Source organism: Streptomyces sp. TLI_053 (assembly GCF_900105395.1).
Lineage (GTDB): Bacteria > Actinomycetota > Actinomycetes > Streptomycetales > Streptomycetaceae > Kitasatospora.
Genome location: NZ_LT629775.1, coordinates 6739339 through 6755751, shown reverse-complemented (window position 1 = coordinate 6755751; position 16413 = coordinate 6739339). Strand labels below are relative to the sequence as shown.

The 16413-nt window shown below is 72.5% G+C and carries 15 protein-coding genes; all 15 read right to left on the bottom strand.

Annotated features, from left to right (window positions below):
* Window positions 1–42 precede the first annotated feature (42 nt).
* Complete coding sequence (locus BLU95_RS28060) at window positions 43–1503, bottom strand: glutamate synthase subunit beta (RefSeq protein WP_093862414.1); 1461 nt, start codon at window positions 1501–1503, stop codon at window positions 43–45.
* Window positions 1496–6097 (bottom strand): glutamate synthase large subunit, encoded by a 4602-nt coding sequence (gene gltB / locus BLU95_RS28055; protein ID WP_173862295.1) that lies wholly within the window; start codon window positions 6095–6097, stop codon window positions 1496–1498. The genes BLU95_RS28060 and gltB overlap by 8 nt, the downstream gene beginning before the upstream one ends.
* A gap of 608 nt (window positions 6098–6705) precedes the next feature.
* Window positions 6706–7464 (bottom strand): VIT1/CCC1 transporter family protein, encoded by a 759-nt coding sequence (locus tag BLU95_RS28050; RefSeq protein ID WP_093862412.1) that lies wholly within the window; start codon window positions 7462–7464, stop codon window positions 6706–6708.
* Between the two features lie 136 nt (window positions 7465–7600).
* Window positions 7601–8635, bottom strand: a complete 1035-nt coding sequence (gene lgt / locus BLU95_RS28045; RefSeq protein WP_093862411.1) for a prolipoprotein diacylglyceryl transferase — start codon at window positions 8633–8635, stop codon at window positions 7601–7603.
* Between the two features lie 151 nt (window positions 8636–8786).
* A complete protein-coding gene (locus BLU95_RS28040; RefSeq protein WP_093862410.1) occupies window positions 8787–9650 on the bottom strand; it encodes a DsbA family protein in 864 nt (287 codons plus the stop codon).
* A gap of 60 nt (window positions 9651–9710) precedes the next feature.
* Window positions 9711–10172, bottom strand: coding sequence for a MauE/DoxX family redox-associated membrane protein (locus BLU95_RS28035; RefSeq protein ID WP_093862409.1), 462 nt, complete (start codon window positions 10170–10172; stop codon window positions 9711–9713).
* Window positions 10173–10296: 124 nt separating this feature from the next.
* Entirely contained in the window at window positions 10297–10599 is a 303-nt protein-coding gene (locus BLU95_RS28030) for a hypothetical protein (protein ID WP_159425012.1), read from the bottom strand.
* A 200-nt stretch (window positions 10600–10799) separates the two neighbouring features.
* On the bottom strand, window positions 10800–11609 hold the full coding sequence (gene trpA / locus BLU95_RS28025) for a tryptophan synthase subunit alpha (protein WP_093862407.1): 810 nt from the start codon (window positions 11607–11609) through the stop codon (window positions 10800–10802).
* 2 nt (window positions 11610–11611) lie between these two features.
* Window positions 11612–12871, bottom strand: coding sequence for a tryptophan synthase subunit beta (gene trpB, locus BLU95_RS28020; protein ID WP_093865183.1), 1260 nt, complete (start codon window positions 12869–12871; stop codon window positions 11612–11614).
* A 68-nt stretch (window positions 12872–12939) separates the two neighbouring features.
* On the bottom strand, window positions 12940–13089 hold the full coding sequence (gene trpM, locus BLU95_RS45870) for a tryptophan biosynthesis modulator TrpM (protein ID WP_380605817.1): 150 nt from the start codon (window positions 13087–13089) through the stop codon (window positions 12940–12942).
* 10 nt (window positions 13090–13099) lie between these two features.
* Window positions 13100–13906, bottom strand: coding sequence for an indole-3-glycerol phosphate synthase TrpC (gene trpC, locus BLU95_RS28015; RefSeq protein ID WP_030391399.1), 807 nt, complete (start codon window positions 13904–13906; stop codon window positions 13100–13102).
* Window positions 13907–14176: 270 nt separating this feature from the next.
* Entirely contained in the window at window positions 14177–14623 is a 447-nt protein-coding gene (locus BLU95_RS28010) for a DUF2752 domain-containing protein (protein WP_231977821.1), read from the bottom strand.
* Between the two features lie 90 nt (window positions 14624–14713).
* Window positions 14714–14971: an HGxxPAAW family protein gene (locus BLU95_RS28005; RefSeq protein ID WP_093862405.1), complete on the bottom strand. Its 258-nt coding sequence runs from the start codon at window positions 14969–14971 to the stop codon at window positions 14714–14716.
* A 145-nt stretch (window positions 14972–15116) separates the two neighbouring features.
* Window positions 15117–15779: a TIGR02234 family membrane protein gene (locus BLU95_RS28000; RefSeq protein ID WP_286158586.1), complete on the bottom strand. Its 663-nt coding sequence runs from the start codon at window positions 15777–15779 to the stop codon at window positions 15117–15119.
* A gap of 20 nt (window positions 15780–15799) precedes the next feature.
* The gene (locus BLU95_RS27995; protein WP_093862404.1) at window positions 15800–16381 is read right to left on the bottom strand and encodes a Uma2 family endonuclease; all 582 of its coding nucleotides are present in this window, start codon (window positions 16379–16381) and stop codon (window positions 15800–15802) included.
* Window positions 16382–16413: the final 32 nt, after the last annotated feature.

The window sequence follows — 16413 nt, the reverse complement described above, 5'->3', positions numbered from 1 at the left end:
GGTACGACCCGGCGAATGCGGCGCCGGGCTACCTGGACCGGATCAGACCACCAGAGGGCGGTCCGTCGGCCGGATCGGTGCGGGCAGCGGGGTCTTGCCGCCCAAGTAGGTGTCGACCGCCGCGGCGGCCGAGCGGCCCTCCGCGATGGCCCAGACGATCAGCGACTGGCCACGGCCGGCATCGCCGCAGACGTAGACGCCATCGACATTGGTGGCGAACTTCGCGTCCCGGGACACATTACCGCGTGCGTCGAGGTCCACGCCCAGCTGCTCGACCAGACCGTTGCGGACGTCCGTGCCGGTGAAGCCCATCGCCAGGGTGACCAGCTGCGCCGGGATCGCCCGCTCGCTGCCCGGCACCTGCTCGAACTTCCCGTCCTTGAACTCCACCTCGACCAGGTGCAGCTCCTGGACGTTGCCGTCCTCGTCGCCACTGAAGTGGGTGGTGGAGACGGAGTAGATCCGCTCGCCGCCCTCCTCGTGCGCGGAGGTGACCTTGTAGGTCATCGGCATGGTCGGCCACGGCTGGCCGGCCGGCCGCTCCTCGCCCGGCCGCGGCATGATCTCCAGCTGGGTGACCGAGAGCGCCCCCTGCCGGTGGGCGGTGCCGACGCAGTCCGCGCCGGTGTCGCCGCCGCCGATGACCACGACGTGCTTGCCCTTGGCGCTGATCGGCGGCTCGACGAAGTCGCCCTCCTGCACCTTGTTGGCCAGCGGCAGGTACTCCATCGCCTGGTGGACGCCCTTGAGCTCGCGCCCGGGCACCGGCAGGTCACGGGCGGTGGTGGCGCCGGCGGCCACGACGACCGCGTCGAAGCGCTCGCGCAGCTGCTGCCCGGTGATGTCCTCGCCCACGTGCACGCCGGTGCGGAACCGGGTGCCCTCCGCGCGCATCTGCTCGACGCGGCGGTTGATGTGGCGCTTCTCCATCTTGAACTCGGGGATGCCGTAGCGCAGCAGTCCGCCGATCCGGTCGGCCCGCTCGTACACCACGACGGTGTGCCCGGCCCGGGTGAGCTGCTGGGCGGCGGCCAGCCCGGCCGGACCGGAGCCGACCACGGCGACCGTCTTGCCGGACAGCCGCTCCGGCACCTGCGGGGTGACCCCGCCGCGGTCCCAGGCCTTGTCGATGATGGTGACCTCGACGTTCTTGATGGTCACCGCGTCCTGGTTGATGCCGAGCACGCAGGCCGACTCGCAGGGCGCCGGGCAGAGCCGCCCGGTGAACTCCGGGAAGTTGTTGGTCGCGTGCAGCCGCTCGATCGCGCCGGACCAGTCGTCCCGGTAGGCGAGGTCGTTCCACTCGGGGATGAGGTTCCCGAGCGGGCAGCCGTTGTGGCAGAACGGGATGCCGCAGTCCATGCAGCGGCCGGCCTGCTTGGTGATGATCGGCAGCAGGCTGCGCTCGACGTAGACCTCGTTCCAGTCCCGGATGCGCACGTCCACGGGACGCCGCTCGGCGAGCTGCTTGGGCGTGGTCAGGAAGCCCTTGGGGTCAGCCATGTGCCGCCTCCATCATCTTGCGAGTGGTCTCGGCCTCGGAGAGGCCATCGCGCTCAGCGGCGTCCTTGGCGGCGAGCACTGCCTTGTAGTCGGTCGGCATGATCGTGGAGAAGCGGGAGACCCCGCTGCCCCAGTCCGCCAGGAGTTCGGCCGCGACGGTGGAGCCGGTCTCCTCGTAGTGCTGCTGCACGGTCTCGCGCAGCCATTCGCGGTCGGCCGCGCCGGGGGCCTCGATGCCCACCATGCCGCTGTTGACGTTCGCCGGGCGCAGGTCCAGCACGTAGGCGACGCCGCCGGACATGCCGGCCGCCAGGTTGCGCCCCGTCTCGCCGAGGATGACGACCCGGCCGCCGGTCATGTACTCCAGGCCGTGGTCGCCCACGCCCTCGACGACCAGGGTGGCACCCGAGTTGCGGACGGCGAACCGCTCGCCGGCCTTGCCGCGCAGGTGGATCCGGCCGCTGGTGGCGCCGTAGCCGATGGTGTTGCCGGCGATGACGTGGTTCTGCGCGTCGTTGCCGATGGCCGCCGCGTCGCGGGCCGGGCGGACCACGAGCACGCCGCCGGACAGGCCCTTGCCGACGTAGTCGTTGGCGTCGCCCTCCAGCCGCAGCGTCACGCCGCGCGGCACGAAGGCGCCGAAGGACTGGCCGGCCGAACCGGTGAAGGTGACGTCGATGGTGCCCTCGGGCAGGCCCTCGCCGCGGTACCGCTTGGTCACGTGGTGGCCGAGCATGGTGCCGACGGTCCGGTTGACGTTGCGGATCGGCAGCTGGATGCGGACGGCGTCGCCGTTCTCCAGGGCGTCCTGGGCCAGGTCGATCAGCTGGTTGTCCAGGGCCTTGTCCAGCGCGTGGTCCTGCGTGGTGGTGCGGTGCAGCGCCGCGCCCTCGGGCAGCTCCGGGACGTGGAACAGCGGGGCCAGGTCGAGCCCGGCGGCCTTCCAGTGGTCGACCGCGGCCTCGGCGTCGATGTGCTCGGCGTGGCCGACGGCCTCCTCGATCGAGCGGAAGCCCAGGCCGGCCAGGATCTCCCGGACCTCCTCGGCGATGAACTCGAAGAAGTTGACCACGAACTCCGGCTTGCCGGAGAAGCGCTCGCGCAGCACCGGGTTCTGGGTGGCGACGCCGACCGGGCAGGTGTCCAGGTGGCAGACGCGCATCATGATGCAGCCGGAGACCACCAGCGGGGCGGTCGCGAAGCCGAACTCCTCGGCGCCCAGCAGCGCGGCGATCACCACGTCGCGGCCGGTCTTCAGCTGGCCGTCGGTCTGCACCACGATCCGGTCGCGCAGGCCGTTCAGCAGCAGGGTCTGCTGGGTCTCGGCGAGGCCGAGCTCCCAGGGGCCGCCCGCGTGCTTGAGCGAGGTCAGCGGCGAGGCGCCGGTGCCGCCGTCGTGGCCGGAGACCAGCACGACGTCCGCGTGCGCCTTGGAGACGCCGGCCGCGACCGTGCCGACGCCGACCTCGGAGACCAGCTTCACGTGGATGCGGGCCTCGGGGTTGGCGTTCTTGAGGTCGTGGATCAGCTGCGCCAGGTCCTCGATCGAGTAGATGTCGTGGTGCGGCGGCGGCGAGATCAGACCGACACCCGGGGTGGAGTGCCGGGTCTTGGCGACCCACGGGTAGACCTTGTGACCGGGCAGCTGGCCGCCCTCGCCGGGCTTGGCGCCCTGGGCCATCTTGATCTGGATGTCGTCGGCGTTGACCAGGTACTCGGAGGTGACGCCGAAGCGGCCGGAGGCGACCTGCTTGATCGCCGAGCGGCGCTCCGGGTCGTACAGGCGGTCCGGGTCCTCGCCGCCCTCACCGGTGTTGGACTTGGCGCCGAGCCGGTTCATCGCGATCGCCAGCGTCTCGTGCGCCTCGAGCGAGATCGAGCCGTACGACATGGCGCCGGTGGAGAACCGCTTGACGATCTCGGAGACCGGCTCGACCTCCTCGAGCGGCACCGGGGTGCGGCCGAGCCCGTCGAGCTTGAACAGGCCGCGCAGCGTCATCAGCCGCTCGGACTGCTCGTTCACCCGGTCCGTGTACTGCTTGAAGATGTCGTACCGGCGGTTGCGGGTGGAGTGCTGCAGCCGGAAGACGGTGTCCGGGTCGAACAGGTGCGGTTCGCCCTCGCGGCGCCACTGGTACTCGCCGCCGATCTCCAGGGCACGGTGCGCGGCCGGGATGCCGGAGGCCGGGTACGCCTTGGCGTGCCGGGCGGCGGTCTCCCGGGCGACCTCGTCCAGGCCGATGCCGCCGAGCTTGCTGGTGGTGCCGGCGAAGTAGGCGTCGACCAGCTCCTGGGCGAGGCCGATGGCCTCGAAGACCTGCGCGCCGCGGTAGGAGGCGACGGTGGAGATGCCCATCTTGGACATCACCTTGAGCACGCCCTTGCCGAGCGCCTTGATCAGGTTCTTGATCGCCTTGTCGGCCTCGACACCGGTCAGGAAGGTGCCCTGGGCGACGAGGTCCTCGACCGACTCCATGGCCAGGTACGGGTTGACCGCGCCGGCGCCGTAGCCGATCAGCAGCGCGACGTGGTGCACCTCGCGCACGTCGCCGGCCTCGACCAGCAGCGACACCCGGGTGCGCTGCTTGGTGCGGATCAGGTGGTGGTGGATCGCGGAGGTGAGCAGCAGCGAGGGGATCGGGGCGTGCTCGGCGTCGGAGTGCCGGTCGGAGAGCACGATGATCCGGGCGCCGTCGGCGATCGCCGCGTCCGCCTCGCCGGCGATGGCGGCGAGCCGGGCGGCCAGGCCTTCGCCGCCGGTGGCGACCCGGTACAGGCCGGACAGGGTGACGGCCTTGAGGCCGGGCTGGTCGCCGTCCGCGTTGATGTGGACCAGCTTGGCCAGCTCGTCGTTGTCGATCACCGGGAAGGTGATGCCGACCGAGCGGCAGGAGGCGGCCTCGGCGGCCAGCAGGTTGCCCTCGGGGCCGAGGTTGGACAGCAGCGAGGTGACGAGCTCCTCGCGGATGGCGTCCAGCGGCGGGTTGGTGACCTGCGCGAAGAGCTGCACGAAGTAGTCGAACAGCAGTCGCGGCTTCTCGCTCAGCGCGGCGATCGGCGAGTCGGTGCCCATCGAGCCGAGCGCCTCGGCGCCGGTCTTCGCCATCGGGGCCAGGACGACCCGCAGCTCCTCCTCGGTGTAGCCGAAGGTCTGCTGGCGGCGGGTGACGGAGGCGTGGGTGTGCGCGATGTGCTCGCGCTCGGGGAGCCTGGCGAGCTCGATCTGCCCGCCCTCGACCCACTCCGCGTAGGGGTGCTCGGCGGCCAGCGCCGACTTGATCTCCTCGTCCTCGACGATCCGGTGCTCGGCGGTGTCGACGAGGAACATCCGGCCGGGCTGCAGCCGGCCCTTCTTGACCACCCGGGTCTGCTCGATGTCGAGCACGCCGACCTCGGAGGAGAGGACGACCAGGCCGTCCTCGGTGATCCAGTAGCGGGCGGGGCGCAGGCCGTTGCGGTCCAGCACGGCGCCGATCTGCGTGCCGTCGGTGAAGGTGACGCAGGCCGGGCCGTCCCAGGGCTCCATCAGGTTGGAGTGGTACTGGTAGAAGGCGCGGCGGGCCGGGTCCATCGTGACGTGGTTCTCCCACGCCTCGGGGATCATCATCAGCACCGCGTGCGGCAGCGAACGGCCGCCGAGGTGGAGCAGCTCCAGGACCTCGTCGAAGGAGGCCGAGTCGGAGTGGTCCGGGGTGCAGACCGGGAAGATCCGCTCCAGGCCCTGGCCGTTGCGGTTGGCGGGGATCAGGTCGGTGGCGAGCTGGGACTCCCGGGCGGTCATCCAGTTCCGGTTGCCCTTGACCGTGTTGATCTCGCCGTTGTGCGCGACGAAGCGGTACGGGTGGGCGAGCGGCCAGCTCGGGAAGGTGTTGGTGGAGAACCGCGAGTGCACCAGACCGAGCGCGGAGGCGTAGAGCCGGTCCGACAGGTCGGGGAAGAAGGGCTCCAGCTGGCCGGTGGTCAGCATGCCCTTGTAGACGATGGTGCGCGCGGACAGCGACGGGAAGTAGACCCCGGCCTCGCGCTCGGAGCGCTTGCGGACCACGAAGGCGATCCGGTCGAGCTCGATGCCGCTCAGGTCCGCGGCGCCGAGGAACAGCTGGCGGAACCGGGGCATGACGCCGCGGGCGGTGGCGCCCAGCAGGTCCGGGGTGACCGGGACGTCGCGCCAGCCGAGGACGGTCAGGTCCTCCTCGGCCGCGATGGCCTCGATCCGCGCGACGGCGGCGGCGTCCTGGTCGTCGGCGTCGGGCAGGAAGGCGATGCCGACCGCGTAGGAGCCGGCGGCCGGGAGGTCGAAGTCGACCTTGGCGCGCAGGAAGGCGTCGGGGATCTGGGTGAGGATGCCGGCGCCGTCACCGGAGTCCGGCTCGGCGCCGGTGGCGCCGCGGTGCTCCAGGTTGCGCAGCACGGTCAGTGCCTGCTCGACGACGGTGTGGTCGGCGATGCCGGTCAGCGTGGCGACGAATCCGACGCCACAGGCGTCGTGCTCGTTCCGCGGGTCGTACAGGCCCTGAGCAGCAGGTCGCGCATCCGGAACGAGCGCGTACGGCGGGCGGGCGGCGCCGGCCTGGGGCTCGTTGGCGGAGTGCATGGATGCAGACAGCATCGGCTCTCCCGTCGTCGTCTTTGGAGGCTGGTGCAGTAGGGACGACGTTGGCCCTGATGCGATTTCGTGCAAGTTACATGATGCCGAACATCCCGGGAAGCGGGATACCTCGTCCACATCGCGGGACGGATCCGCAGGTCACGGGTGCTGCGGGAGGGCGTGCCGCGCCGCACGCCCTGACGATTGTGCCCGGCCGTCGACCGCCTGAAACAGGGGCGACATCCGCCCGCCACGGGTGTTGGCCAAGGGCGCCTGCGAATCCATTCCCACACTCGATCGGCAGATGCGATTCCTCGGCCCGATCGGCTCGAATACTGAGACAAGCCAGGCGGAGCCGGAGCTTCATGTGCGCAATGTCACCCAGGGGAATGCATAACCATGCAACAGCACAGCGTGCCGTCCTCCCACCGACCGGCCCCGCTCCCCCCGACCCCGCTCCCCCGGCCCCGCCGCCGCTCCCGCCCCCGACCGGGCCCGACCCGACTCCGCCCCCGGTCCCGGCCCGGCCCTCCGGCGCGCTCCTCCGCAGGTCCCTGCCGGGACTTTGCAAAGTCCCGGCAGACTTTGCAAAGTGCACTTTGCAAAGTGCGGCACTAGCCGATCTGCCCGCCGATCAGCCACCCCAGCAGATACGTCACCCCGGCGGCCGCACCACCCAGCACCAGCTGCCGCAGCCCGCTGAACCACCAGCTGCGCGCGGTCACCCGTGCCACCACCGCGCCGCAGGCGAACAGCCCGGCCGCGGAGAGCAGCAGCGCCGGCACCAGCGAGGTCGCCCCCAGCAGGTACGGCAGCAGCGGGAGCAGCGCGCCCACCGCGAAGCAGACGAAGGAGGATCCGGCCGCCACCCACGGCGAGGGCAGGTCGTTGGGGTCGACGCCCAGCTCCTCCCGGGCGTGCACCTCCAGCGTCCGGTCCGGGTCGGCGGACAGCTGCCGGGCCACCTCGTGGGCGAGCTCCGGCTCCACCCCGCGGTCGACGTACACCTGGGCCAGCTCGGCCAGCTCACCGTGCGGGTTGCGGCTCAGCTCCAGCCGCTCCGCCTCGATCTCGGCCTGCACCAGCTCCCGCTGGGAGGCCACCGAGGTGTACTCCCCCGCGGCCATCGAGCAGGCGCCGGCCGCCAGCCCGGCCAGGCCGGTGAGCACCACCGTGCTGCTGGGAACGGCGCCGCCGACGACGCCGGTCATCAGGGCGAAGTTGGAGACCAGCCCGTCCATCGCACCGAACACCGCCGGTCGCAGCCAGCCGCCGTTGACGTCCCGGTGGTGCCCCGCCGCGGGTATCCGCGGGTGCTGCCCGGCCTCGTGCTCCAGGATGGTCGCGGTCACGACTCTTCCCCCTCCGTCCATTGGTCCGATCGCCTTACTTATCGACCGTAGCCCTCTTGACCTGGGCATTTCCAGCAAAGTAAGGCTGTCCGAACATGACGGCGGCCGCCCTCCGCACCGGGTGCGGAAGGCGGCCACGGGCCTGGATCGGCGCAGCTCAGGCCGGGTTCCTGGCGTCCTTCTCCAACTTGTCGAGCTTCTCGGCGAGGGCGCCCTGGGCCGTCCCGCCCGACTTTCCGTCGGACTTTTCCCCGGGCTTCCCGTCGGGCCGCACGTCGGACCTCTCGTCCGCCTTGCCGCCCGGCTCGCCGGCGGTCGGGTCGGCCGAAGCCCCCGCCGCTCCCGGTGCCCGCTCGTCCGCCTCGGCCATCGGGTCGATGCTCGCCGGGTCCTCCCGGCCGGGGTGCTTCTTGCCGACGATCACGAAGTACGCGACGGCGCCGAGGAAGACGAGGATCGCCACCCAGTCGTTCAGCCGCAGGCCGAGGATGTGGTGCGCGTCGTCGATCCGCAGCCACTCGATCCAGAACCGGCCGACCGTGTACGTGGCCACGTACAGCGCGAAGACCCGGCCGTGGCCCAGGGTGAACCGCTTGTCCGCCCAGATCACCAGCAGCGCGACACCCACGCACCAGAGCGACTCGTAGAGGAAGGTCGGGTGGTAGATCCCGGTGACCGTCTCCCCGCTCGGCAGCTTCTTGTCGATCTCCAGGCCCCACGGCAGCGTGGTCTCCCGGCCGTAGAGCTCCTGGTTGAACCAGTTGCCCCAACGGCCCAGCGCCTGGGCGAGCGCGATGCCGGGGGCGATCGCGTCGGCGTAGGCGGGCAGCGGCACGCCCCGGCGGCGGGCTCCGATCCAGGCGCCGACCGCGCCCAGCGCGATCGCGCCCCAGATGCCGAGGCCGCCCTCCCAGATCTTGAAGGCGTTCCAGGGGTTCTTGCCCTCGGCGAAGTACAGCTGGTGGTCGGTGATCACGTGGTAGAGCCGGCCGCCGACCAGGCCGAACGGCACAGCCCAGACGGCGATGTCGCCGACCGTGTGCTTGCCACCACCGCGGGCGACCCAGCGCTTGCTGCCGAGCCAGACGGCCACGACGACACCGAGGATGATGCAGAAGGCGTAGGCGCGCAGCGGGACCGGTCCGATGTACAGGACACCCCGCGACGGGCTGGGAATGTAGGCGATATCCATGGCAGCTCCGACGCTACAGGGTCGACGGCCCGCCCAGGACACCCCGGCGGGTCACAGTCGGTGCACAGATCGGCGCGCGGCCCGGCCACGGAACCGCCGCCCCCTCCGGCGGGAAGGGGACGGCGGCGGTGTGCGGGCCCGCGGGCCGGGGTCAGCCCGCCTTCGGCGAGGGGTTGTTGCTCTCCGAGGCGGTGCTGGTGGGGGCGGGCGACTGTCCGTGGGTGCCCGGGGTGCCCAGCGTCTTGCCCTGGTTGGCGGCGTCGACCCACTTCACCAGGTTCTCCGGGGTGATCTCCTCGTTGTTGTACTTCGGGTAGATCGGCTGCCCGTTGAGCAGCACGGTGGGCGTGGACTTGTAGCTCGACTTGTCGAAGTCCTGCTGGACCGCCGACACCCATCCGCTGTACGTGGAGTTGTTGACGCAGGCCTCGAAGGCGGGGGTGTCGAGGCCGTTGACCTGCTTGCCGAGGCTGATCAGGGTCGCCTTGTCGCCGAAGGCGTCGCTGGTCTCGTCCGGCTGGTTGCGGTAGAGCACGTCGTGGTAGTCGCGGAAGTGCCCGGCGTCCTGGGCGCAGGCCAGCGCGTTGGCGCCGTAGCGGGAGCCCTTGCCCGGCACCGCCCGGTCGATGAACGAGACGATGTGGTAGTTGGTGTAGATCTTGCCCGCGTCCTCGAGCTGGCTGATGGTGGGCGAGAACTCCCGCTCGAAGGTGCCGCAGGCGGGGCAGCGCGGGTCCTCGTAGACGGTGAGGACGGCGGGCGAGTTGTCCGAGCCGACCGGGATCACCAGGTTCTTGTCCCCGATCGTTCCGGCCGGGGCGGCGGTGGGGGTCTCCGGCTTGGAGCGCTGGTCCTGCACCACCACGCCGGTGACCACGGCGGCGGCGATCACCGCGAGCGCCACCCCGCCGATGATCAGCTTCTTCTTCTTCCGGCCGCGGGCCTCGTCCGCGGCCCGGTCCGCCAGCATCCGCTCGCGGGCGGTGCGCTTGCCTTCTCGGTTCTTCTCGCTCATCAGCCTTGGACATTCCAGATTCGGGGGCGGGGGTGGTGCGGTGGGAGGAGGACGGGGCGCTCAGCGCGCCAGCCAGCCGTCCACCGAGAACTTGGTGCGGGGCCACCGGAGCAGCCAGGCGGCCAGCAGCAGGAACCCGGTGTCGCGCAGGATCTCCTGCAGGTACTCGGTCTGCGAGGAGTCGACCGCCCCGCCGCCGCCGAAGCATCCGCAGTCGATCGAGATGCCGCGTGCCCAGGCGGAGGCGATCCCGGCGACGAAGGCCAGCAGCAGCCCCGCCGAGAGTGCCGCGACCAGGCGGGTGCCCAGACCGACCACCAGCAGCAGCGCGAGCGCCAGCTCCAGGAAGGGCAGTCCGTGGCCGACCGGTTTGACCAGGGCCTCGGGCAGGATCTCGTACGCGCGCACCGCCTGGGCGGCCTCCGCCGGGTCGGCGATCTTCGCCAGCCCCGCCCAGCCCCAGACCACGGCCAGGCCCAACCGGGCCGCCGTGCCGATCCACTCCGTCACCGGCCCGGCCATCCGGACAACCCCCTCGGGAAACACCGTCACGCCCTATGAACCGCCGACGGTGACGCCGGGTTCCTCCGGTTTCGCGACTTAAGCCGAAAGAGTGAACATTGGTAGTGGTTGACCGGCTTTCACCCTAACGAGCGACCGGGTCGCAGCCGGGCGGCCACCCGAGCTCGTACCGGTCGACCGGGTACCTCGCGGGCTCGTACCGGCTGTCGCCGAGGAGGGCCGGCCGCCCCTGCGGATCCGAGCGCCCGGCCCGCGCCACCGCCTCCATCCGGACCGCCTCGGCGCACACGTAGGCGTCCCGCTCGGCCCGCTCCACCCCCCGTTTGGCCAGGGCCGGGACGACCGCCGCCTGCGCCCCGAGCGCGGCGCCGAGGGCCAGCGCGGCCGCGGCCGCCCGCAGCAGCACGGCTCGCTGAAGACCGGGCATCGGCCGACCCCTTCCGCTCGCTCCCGCGCCCCGGGGGCACGTGGTTCGTGCACTCGTCCCTCCACTCAACGCCGGTCAACCCCCGCTGATGCGCGCGCCCCGCACTGTTCACCCGTTCGGGTCCGGCCGGCCGCCCGCACCCGGGGGAACGCCGACGGCCCGCCACCTCCGGGGAGGTGACGGGCCGTCGGACCGTGGTGCTACTTCCGGCGGACGCCCTGCGCCAGCTCGCCGGCCAGCTCGCGGACCGCCGTCAGCGCGGCCCCCTCGTCCCCGTCCGCGTCCAGGATCCGCTGGACGAAGGCCGAGCCGACGATGACGCCGTCCGCGAACCCGGCGACCTGCGCCGCCTGCTCACGGGTCGACACCCCGAGGCCGACGCAGACCGGCAGCTCGGTGGTGGCCCTGGTGCGGGCGACCAGGTCCTCGGCGAGGTCGCCGACCTGCGCCCGGCTGCCGGTCACGCCCATCACCGCGGCCGCGTACACGAAACCGCTGCCGGCCGCGGTGACCTCCGCGAGGCGGCCGTCCTTGCTGCTCGGCGCGACCACGAACACGGTGTCCAGACCGTGCTCCTCGGCCGCCTTGCGCCACTCCACGGACTCCTCCACCGGCAGGTCCGGCAGGATGCAGCCCGCCCCGCCGGCCGCGGCCAGGTCGGCGGCGAACCGCGCGACGCCGTACCGGTCCACCGGGTTCCAGTAGGTCATGACCAGCACCGCCGCGGCGGGGTGCGCCGCGGCCACCTCCCGGACGGTGCGCAGCACGTCCTTGATCCGCACCCCGCCCCGCAGCGCGATGTCGTCCGCGGTCTGGATGGTCGGGCCGTCCAGCACCGGGTCCGAGTGCGGCAGGCCGATCTCGACGATGTCGCAGCCGCCCTCGATCAGGGCGCCGGTGGCGCGGATGCCGCCGTCCACGGACGGGAAGCCGGCCGGCAGGTAGCCGATCAGCGCGGCGCGGCCCTCCGCCTTGGCGGCGGCCAGAATGCCACTGAGCTTGGAAGCCATGGTCACTTACCCCCGTGGGCGGAGCCGGCGCCCGGCTCGTCGTAGAGGCCGAAGTACTCGGCGGCGGTGTGCATGTCCTTGTCGCCGCGCCCGGAGAGCGAGACCAGGATCGTGGCCTCCGGCCCGAGTTCGCGGCCCAGCTCCAGGGCGCCGGCGAGCGCGTGCGCGCTCTCGATGGCCGGGATGATGCCCTCGGTGCGGGACAGCAGCCGCAGCGCCTGCATGGCGGCGTCGTCGGTGACCGGGCGGTACTCGGCCCGGCCCGTGTCCTTCAGCCAGGCGTGCTCCGGGCCGACGCCCGGGTAGTCGAGGCCGGCCGAGATCGAGTGCGACTCGATGGTCTGGCCGTCCTCGTCCTGCAGCACGTACGTCCGGGAGCCGTGCAGCACCCCCGGGTCGCCCTTGGTGAGGGTGGCGGCGTGCCTGGGCGTCTCGGCGCCCTCGCCGGCCGCCTCGCAGCCGATCAGCCGCACCCCGGCGTCCGGGATGAACTCGTGGAAGATGCCCATCGCGTTGGAGCCGCCGCCGACGCAGGCCACCACCGCGTCGGGGAGCCGGCCGGTGCGGTCCAGCACCTGCCGGCGCGCCTCGACCCCGATGACCCGGTGGAAGTCCCGGACCATCATCGGGAACGGGTGCGGACCGGCCACGGTGCCGAACAGGTAGTGGGTGGAGTCGACGTTGGCGACCCAGTCGCGGAACGCCTCGTTGATGGCGTCCTTGAGCGTTCGGCTGCCGGAGGTCACCGAGACCACCTCGGCGCCCAGCATCCGCATCCGGGCGACGTTGAGCGCCTGGCGCCGGGTGTCGACCTCGCCCATGTAGATGGTGCAGTCGAAGCCGAACAGGGCGCAGGCGGTGGCGGTGGCCACGCCGTGCTGGCCGGCGCCGGTCTCGGCGATGATCCGGGTCTTGCCCATCCGCCTGGTGAGCAGGGCCTGCCCCAGGACGTTGTTGATCTTGTGCGAGCCGGTGTGGTTGAGGTCCTCGCGCTTGAGCAGGATCCGCGCGCCGCCGGCCTCGGCGGAGAACCGCCGCACATCGGTCAGCGGGCTGGGGCGGCCGGTGTAGTCCTTGAGCAGCGCGTCGAGCTCGGCGGCGAAGGCCGGGTCGGCCTTGGCCTTCTCGTACTCCTCGGCGACCTGCTCCACGGCGGCGACGAGCGCCTCCGGGATGAAGCGGCCGCCGTACGCGCCGAAGTAGCCGCGCGCGTCCGGCACCTCGGCGCCGGGCAGGTAGTCCTTCTCGGACTTTTCGGACATGGTGAAGTCCCTCGGGATGATGTCGGCGCACGATCGCCGACGGATGACGTGACGTCTGATGGCCGTGGTCAGCCGGACGTCGGACGCCATCGCCTCCCCGGTACCTGTCCGGGCTCGCAGCCGATGACGTACCGCACCCGCCGCCCCAGCACCCGGCGCGCGGGCGCGCGGCAGCCGCGCGGGCGGCAGCCGGGGGCGAGACGAGTGGCGATCTTCATGGCGGCGGGATCAGTCCTTGTGCCGGATCGCCGGGTGGGCGCCGGCCGCGACCAGGTCGGCCACGGCGGCCCGCGGGTCCTTGCCGGTCACCAGGGACTCGCCGACCAGGACCGCGTCCGCGCCCAGGTTGGCGTAGGAGATCACGTCCAGCGGACCGCGCACCCCGGACTCGGCGATCTTGACGATGCCGTCCGGGATCGCGTGCACGACGTTGCCGAAGGTGTTGCGGTCCACCTCGAGGGTCTTGAGGTTGCGGGCGTTGACACCGATGATCCGCGCCCCGGCGTCCACCGCGCGCTTGATCTCCTCCTCGTCGTGCACCTCCACCAGCGGGGTGAGGCCGATCGACTCGGCGCGCTCGATCAGCGACACCAGGGCCGGCTGCTCGAGGGCCGCGACGATCAGCAGCGCGAGGTCGGCGCCGTGCGCGCGGGCCTCCCACAGCTGGTAGGCGGTGACGATGAAGTCCTTGCGGAGCAGCGGGGTGTCCACGGCGGCGCGGACGGCGTCCAGGTCCGCCAGCGAGCCGCCGAAGCGGCGCTGCTCGGTCAGCACGCTGATCGCGGCGGCACCGCCGGCCGCGTAGTCGGTCGCCAGGGAGGCCGGGTCGGCGATCGTGGCCAGCGCGCCCTTGGACGGGCTGGAGCGCTTGACCTCGCAGATCACCCGGATGCCGTCACCGCGCAGCGCGGCCACGCCGTCCTTGGCGTCCGGGGCCTTGGCGGCGAGCTCCTTGAGCTCGTCCAGCGAGACCCGGGCCTGCCGCTCGGCGAGGTCCTCGCGGACCCCTTCGACGATCGAGTCGAGCACACTCACTCGGGCGCCCCCATCATGATTTGCCGGTACTACTGGCGAGGAGCCGGTGGCCAATGGGCCTCCGGCCCTTCGATGGTATCGGCACGGGGGGGCGCACAGCGCATCCGCCCGGCGCGCGTCTCGTGGTGCGGACACCGTTCGGGGGCTCCGGCCTGCGTCTTCACCCCGCCGCCACCCCTCCCGGCCGTTCCGCCGGACACACCGGGCCGGTGCGCGCCGCTCCCCGGCACGGACCGGGCCGGGGCCGGGCACGGACCGGGGGAGCCGGGCTCAGAGCGCCGGCGGGGCCAGACCGGCGCCGACCGGAAGATTGCGGACCACCGTGAAGACCAGCACGAACAGCGCCACCAGCACCCAGCGCCGGGCCCCGAGCGCGAGCCGGGGTCCGGGCAGTCCGCGCAGCGCCGCCCAGAGCCAGCGCGCCCAGAGCACCGCCAGCACCACGAACAGCAGCACCGCCACCGCGTTGTCGTGCAGGGCGCCGTTGAAGTCCCCGTGGGTCAGCGCGTGCACACAGCGCAGCCCGCCGCAGCCCGGGCACCACCAGCCGGTGGCCGCCAGGAAGGGACAGTCCGGGTAGTGCCCGGGGTTGTTCGGGTCCACCGCGGCGATGTACCCGGCGGGGACGGCCACGGCGACCGCGGCGGTCAGCGGCGGAACCAGCCGGCGGGGGCCGGACGGCCGGGCGGCGGCGGTGGGAGCGGGGGCGGCGTTCACGCCCATGATTGTGCCCCTCCCGGCGGCCCGGTGGGAGAAACGAAACGGCGGGCCTGCCGCCCGCCGTTCACGTGAGGAGGTGCGACCGGGTCAGGCCGTGCCGGCGGCCAGCGCCGCCTGCTCCTCCGGGGTGTAGGTGTAGGCGCTGGGCTGCGCGCCCATGCCCGCCATCGCCATGGCCTTGCCGACCACGCCGCCCAGCACCACGACCGCCAGGCCGCCCCAGACCAGCAGCACCGACGGCAGGATCATCGCGACACCCGCGATGGCGAAGCCGATGAAGGAGATCGTCACGCCGGTCCAGGCGGCGACGGTGTGGCCGCTGGCAGCCTTCGTTCCTGCAGACATCTGATGGTGCTCCTACGCTCTCGGGGCCCCGGCCGGGCCTGCGGGCCCCTGGCGGGTTGACGTCTCCATTGTGCCGGGCCGCACACCGGCGGCCCAAAGCGGGTGGCGGGTCTATCGCGTCACAGTGCGACCGGGCCCGGCGGGCTCAGCGCGCGGTCGGGTCCTCGCCCCGGTCCAGCGCCTTCCACAGGTCCGCCGGGGTCTGGTCCGCCGGATTCCGGGCCGCCGCCCGCCGGACCGGCGCCCGGCCGGTCGGCGCCTCGTAGCGGCTGCCCATGGCCGGCCAGCCGCGCCCGAACCGGACGGTCAGGAACCCGGCCAGCGCCAGCAGCAGCCCGCCCAGCAGCGCCACCCACGGCCAGGCGGTGTGCCCGACCCCGGTCGCGGCGGAACCGGTCAGCGCCAGCTTGCGGGCCGCCTCCCCGTCCAGCGCGGCGGTGTCCCCGGCGCCCGCCGCCGCGGCCGCCGCGGCGCCCAGCCCGGCCAGTACCGTCAGCGCCCCGACCACGAGCCGGCCCGCGCCGCGCACCGCGAACACCGCGACCGCCGCCGCCAGCGCCACCAGGGCCAGCCCGGCGGGCAGTTCGGAGATCTTCCCGCCGGTGACGGACACCTCCAGGGTGCCGGCCAGGCCCTCGGCCCAGACCCGCCCGGCGGCGGTCAGCACCAGCACCGCGCCCAGCACGGTGAGCAGCAGCATCACCCCGAGCGTGCGCCGCCCGGCCCGTGCGGCGGGCGCGGCGGGCGCGGGTGCGGGGGCGGCGGCGGGTTCGGCGGACACGGCGTCGGTACGGGCTTCAGCGGTCACCGGACCAGTGTCCCCCGCCCTCACCCCGCCGCCGCACCCGGGGTCGGCGGCTCGACCGGGAAGTCGCCCGTCTCCAGCACCAGCGTCCGCTCCCCCAGCGGCAGGAAGAGATCGTTCCCGAACGGCACCCGCTCCGCCTCCCGGTAAGCCCCGGTCCGGGACGGCGCGCTGTACACCGTGCTGAATCCCTCCGCCGGATCGATGACCACGTGGACCGGGATCCCGCACTCGGCGTACGCCTTGACCTTCTTGACGTAGTCGTCGGTCTCGCCGGAGGGGGAGACGACCTCCAGCACCGCCTCCACGTCGTGCCACTCGAACCGCCGCCTGCTGTTCCGCTCGGCACCCGGCGCGATCACCGCCATGTCGGGGGCGTAGCCGAACAGCGTCGACGGGAAGTCGATCATGACAGCCGACAGGATGCGTCCCTTGCCCGAGAGCTGCTTCTTGATCTGCGTCGAAGCGCTGAGGATCACCTCCCACTGGTTCTCCCCCTGGGGGGTCATGATGATCCTTCCGTCCGTGATCTCGACCCGGTACCCGTCCGGAAGGTTCACACCTTCAAGAACGTCCCAAGCACTCGCCGTGGTCATCGCGGTCATCCCGGCCGCCTCCCTCAGCAGCTCGACGGGTC

Excerpts from the sequence above, each read along its gene's own strand:
- BLU95_RS28060 (WP_093862414.1), bottom strand. The coding sequence starts at position 1,503 with ATGGCTGACCCCAAGGGCTTCCTGACCACGCCCAAGCAGCTCGCCGAG.
- gltB (WP_173862295.1), bottom strand. The coding sequence starts at position 6,097 with ATGCACTCCGCCAACGAGCCCCAGGCCGGCGCCGCCCGCCCGCCGTAC.
- BLU95_RS28050 (WP_093862412.1), bottom strand. The coding sequence starts at position 7,464 with ATGGACGGAGGGGGAAGAGTCGTGACCGCGACCATCCTGGAGCACGAG.
- lgt (WP_093862411.1), bottom strand. The coding sequence starts at position 8,635 with ATGGATATCGCCTACATTCCCAGCCCGTCGCGGGGTGTCCTGTACATC.
- BLU95_RS28040 (WP_093862410.1), bottom strand. The coding sequence starts at position 9,650 with ATGAGCGAGAAGAACCGAGAAGGCAAGCGCACCGCCCGCGAGCGGATG.
- BLU95_RS28035 (WP_093862409.1), bottom strand. The coding sequence starts at position 10,172 with ATGGCCGGGCCGGTGACGGAGTGGATCGGCACGGCGGCCCGGTTGGGC.
- BLU95_RS28030 (WP_159425012.1), bottom strand. The coding sequence starts at position 10,599 with ATGCCCGGTCTTCAGCGAGCCGTGCTGCTGCGGGCGGCCGCGGCCGCG.
- trpA (WP_093862407.1), bottom strand. The coding sequence starts at position 11,609 with ATGGCTTCCAAGCTCAGTGGCATTCTGGCCGCCGCCAAGGCGGAGGGC.
- trpB (WP_093865183.1), bottom strand. The coding sequence starts at position 12,871 with ATGTCCGAAAAGTCCGAGAAGGACTACCTGCCCGGCGCCGAGGTGCCG.
- trpM (WP_380605817.1), bottom strand. The coding sequence starts at position 13,089 with ATGAAGATCGCCACTCGTCTCGCCCCCGGCTGCCGCCCGCGCGGCTGC.
- BLU95_RS28005 (WP_093862405.1), bottom strand. The coding sequence starts at position 14,971 with ATGTCTGCAGGAACGAAGGCTGCCAGCGGCCACACCGTCGCCGCCTGG.
- BLU95_RS27995 (WP_093862404.1), bottom strand. The coding sequence starts at position 16,381 with ATGACCGCGATGACCACGGCGAGTGCTTGGGACGTTCTTGAAGGTGTG.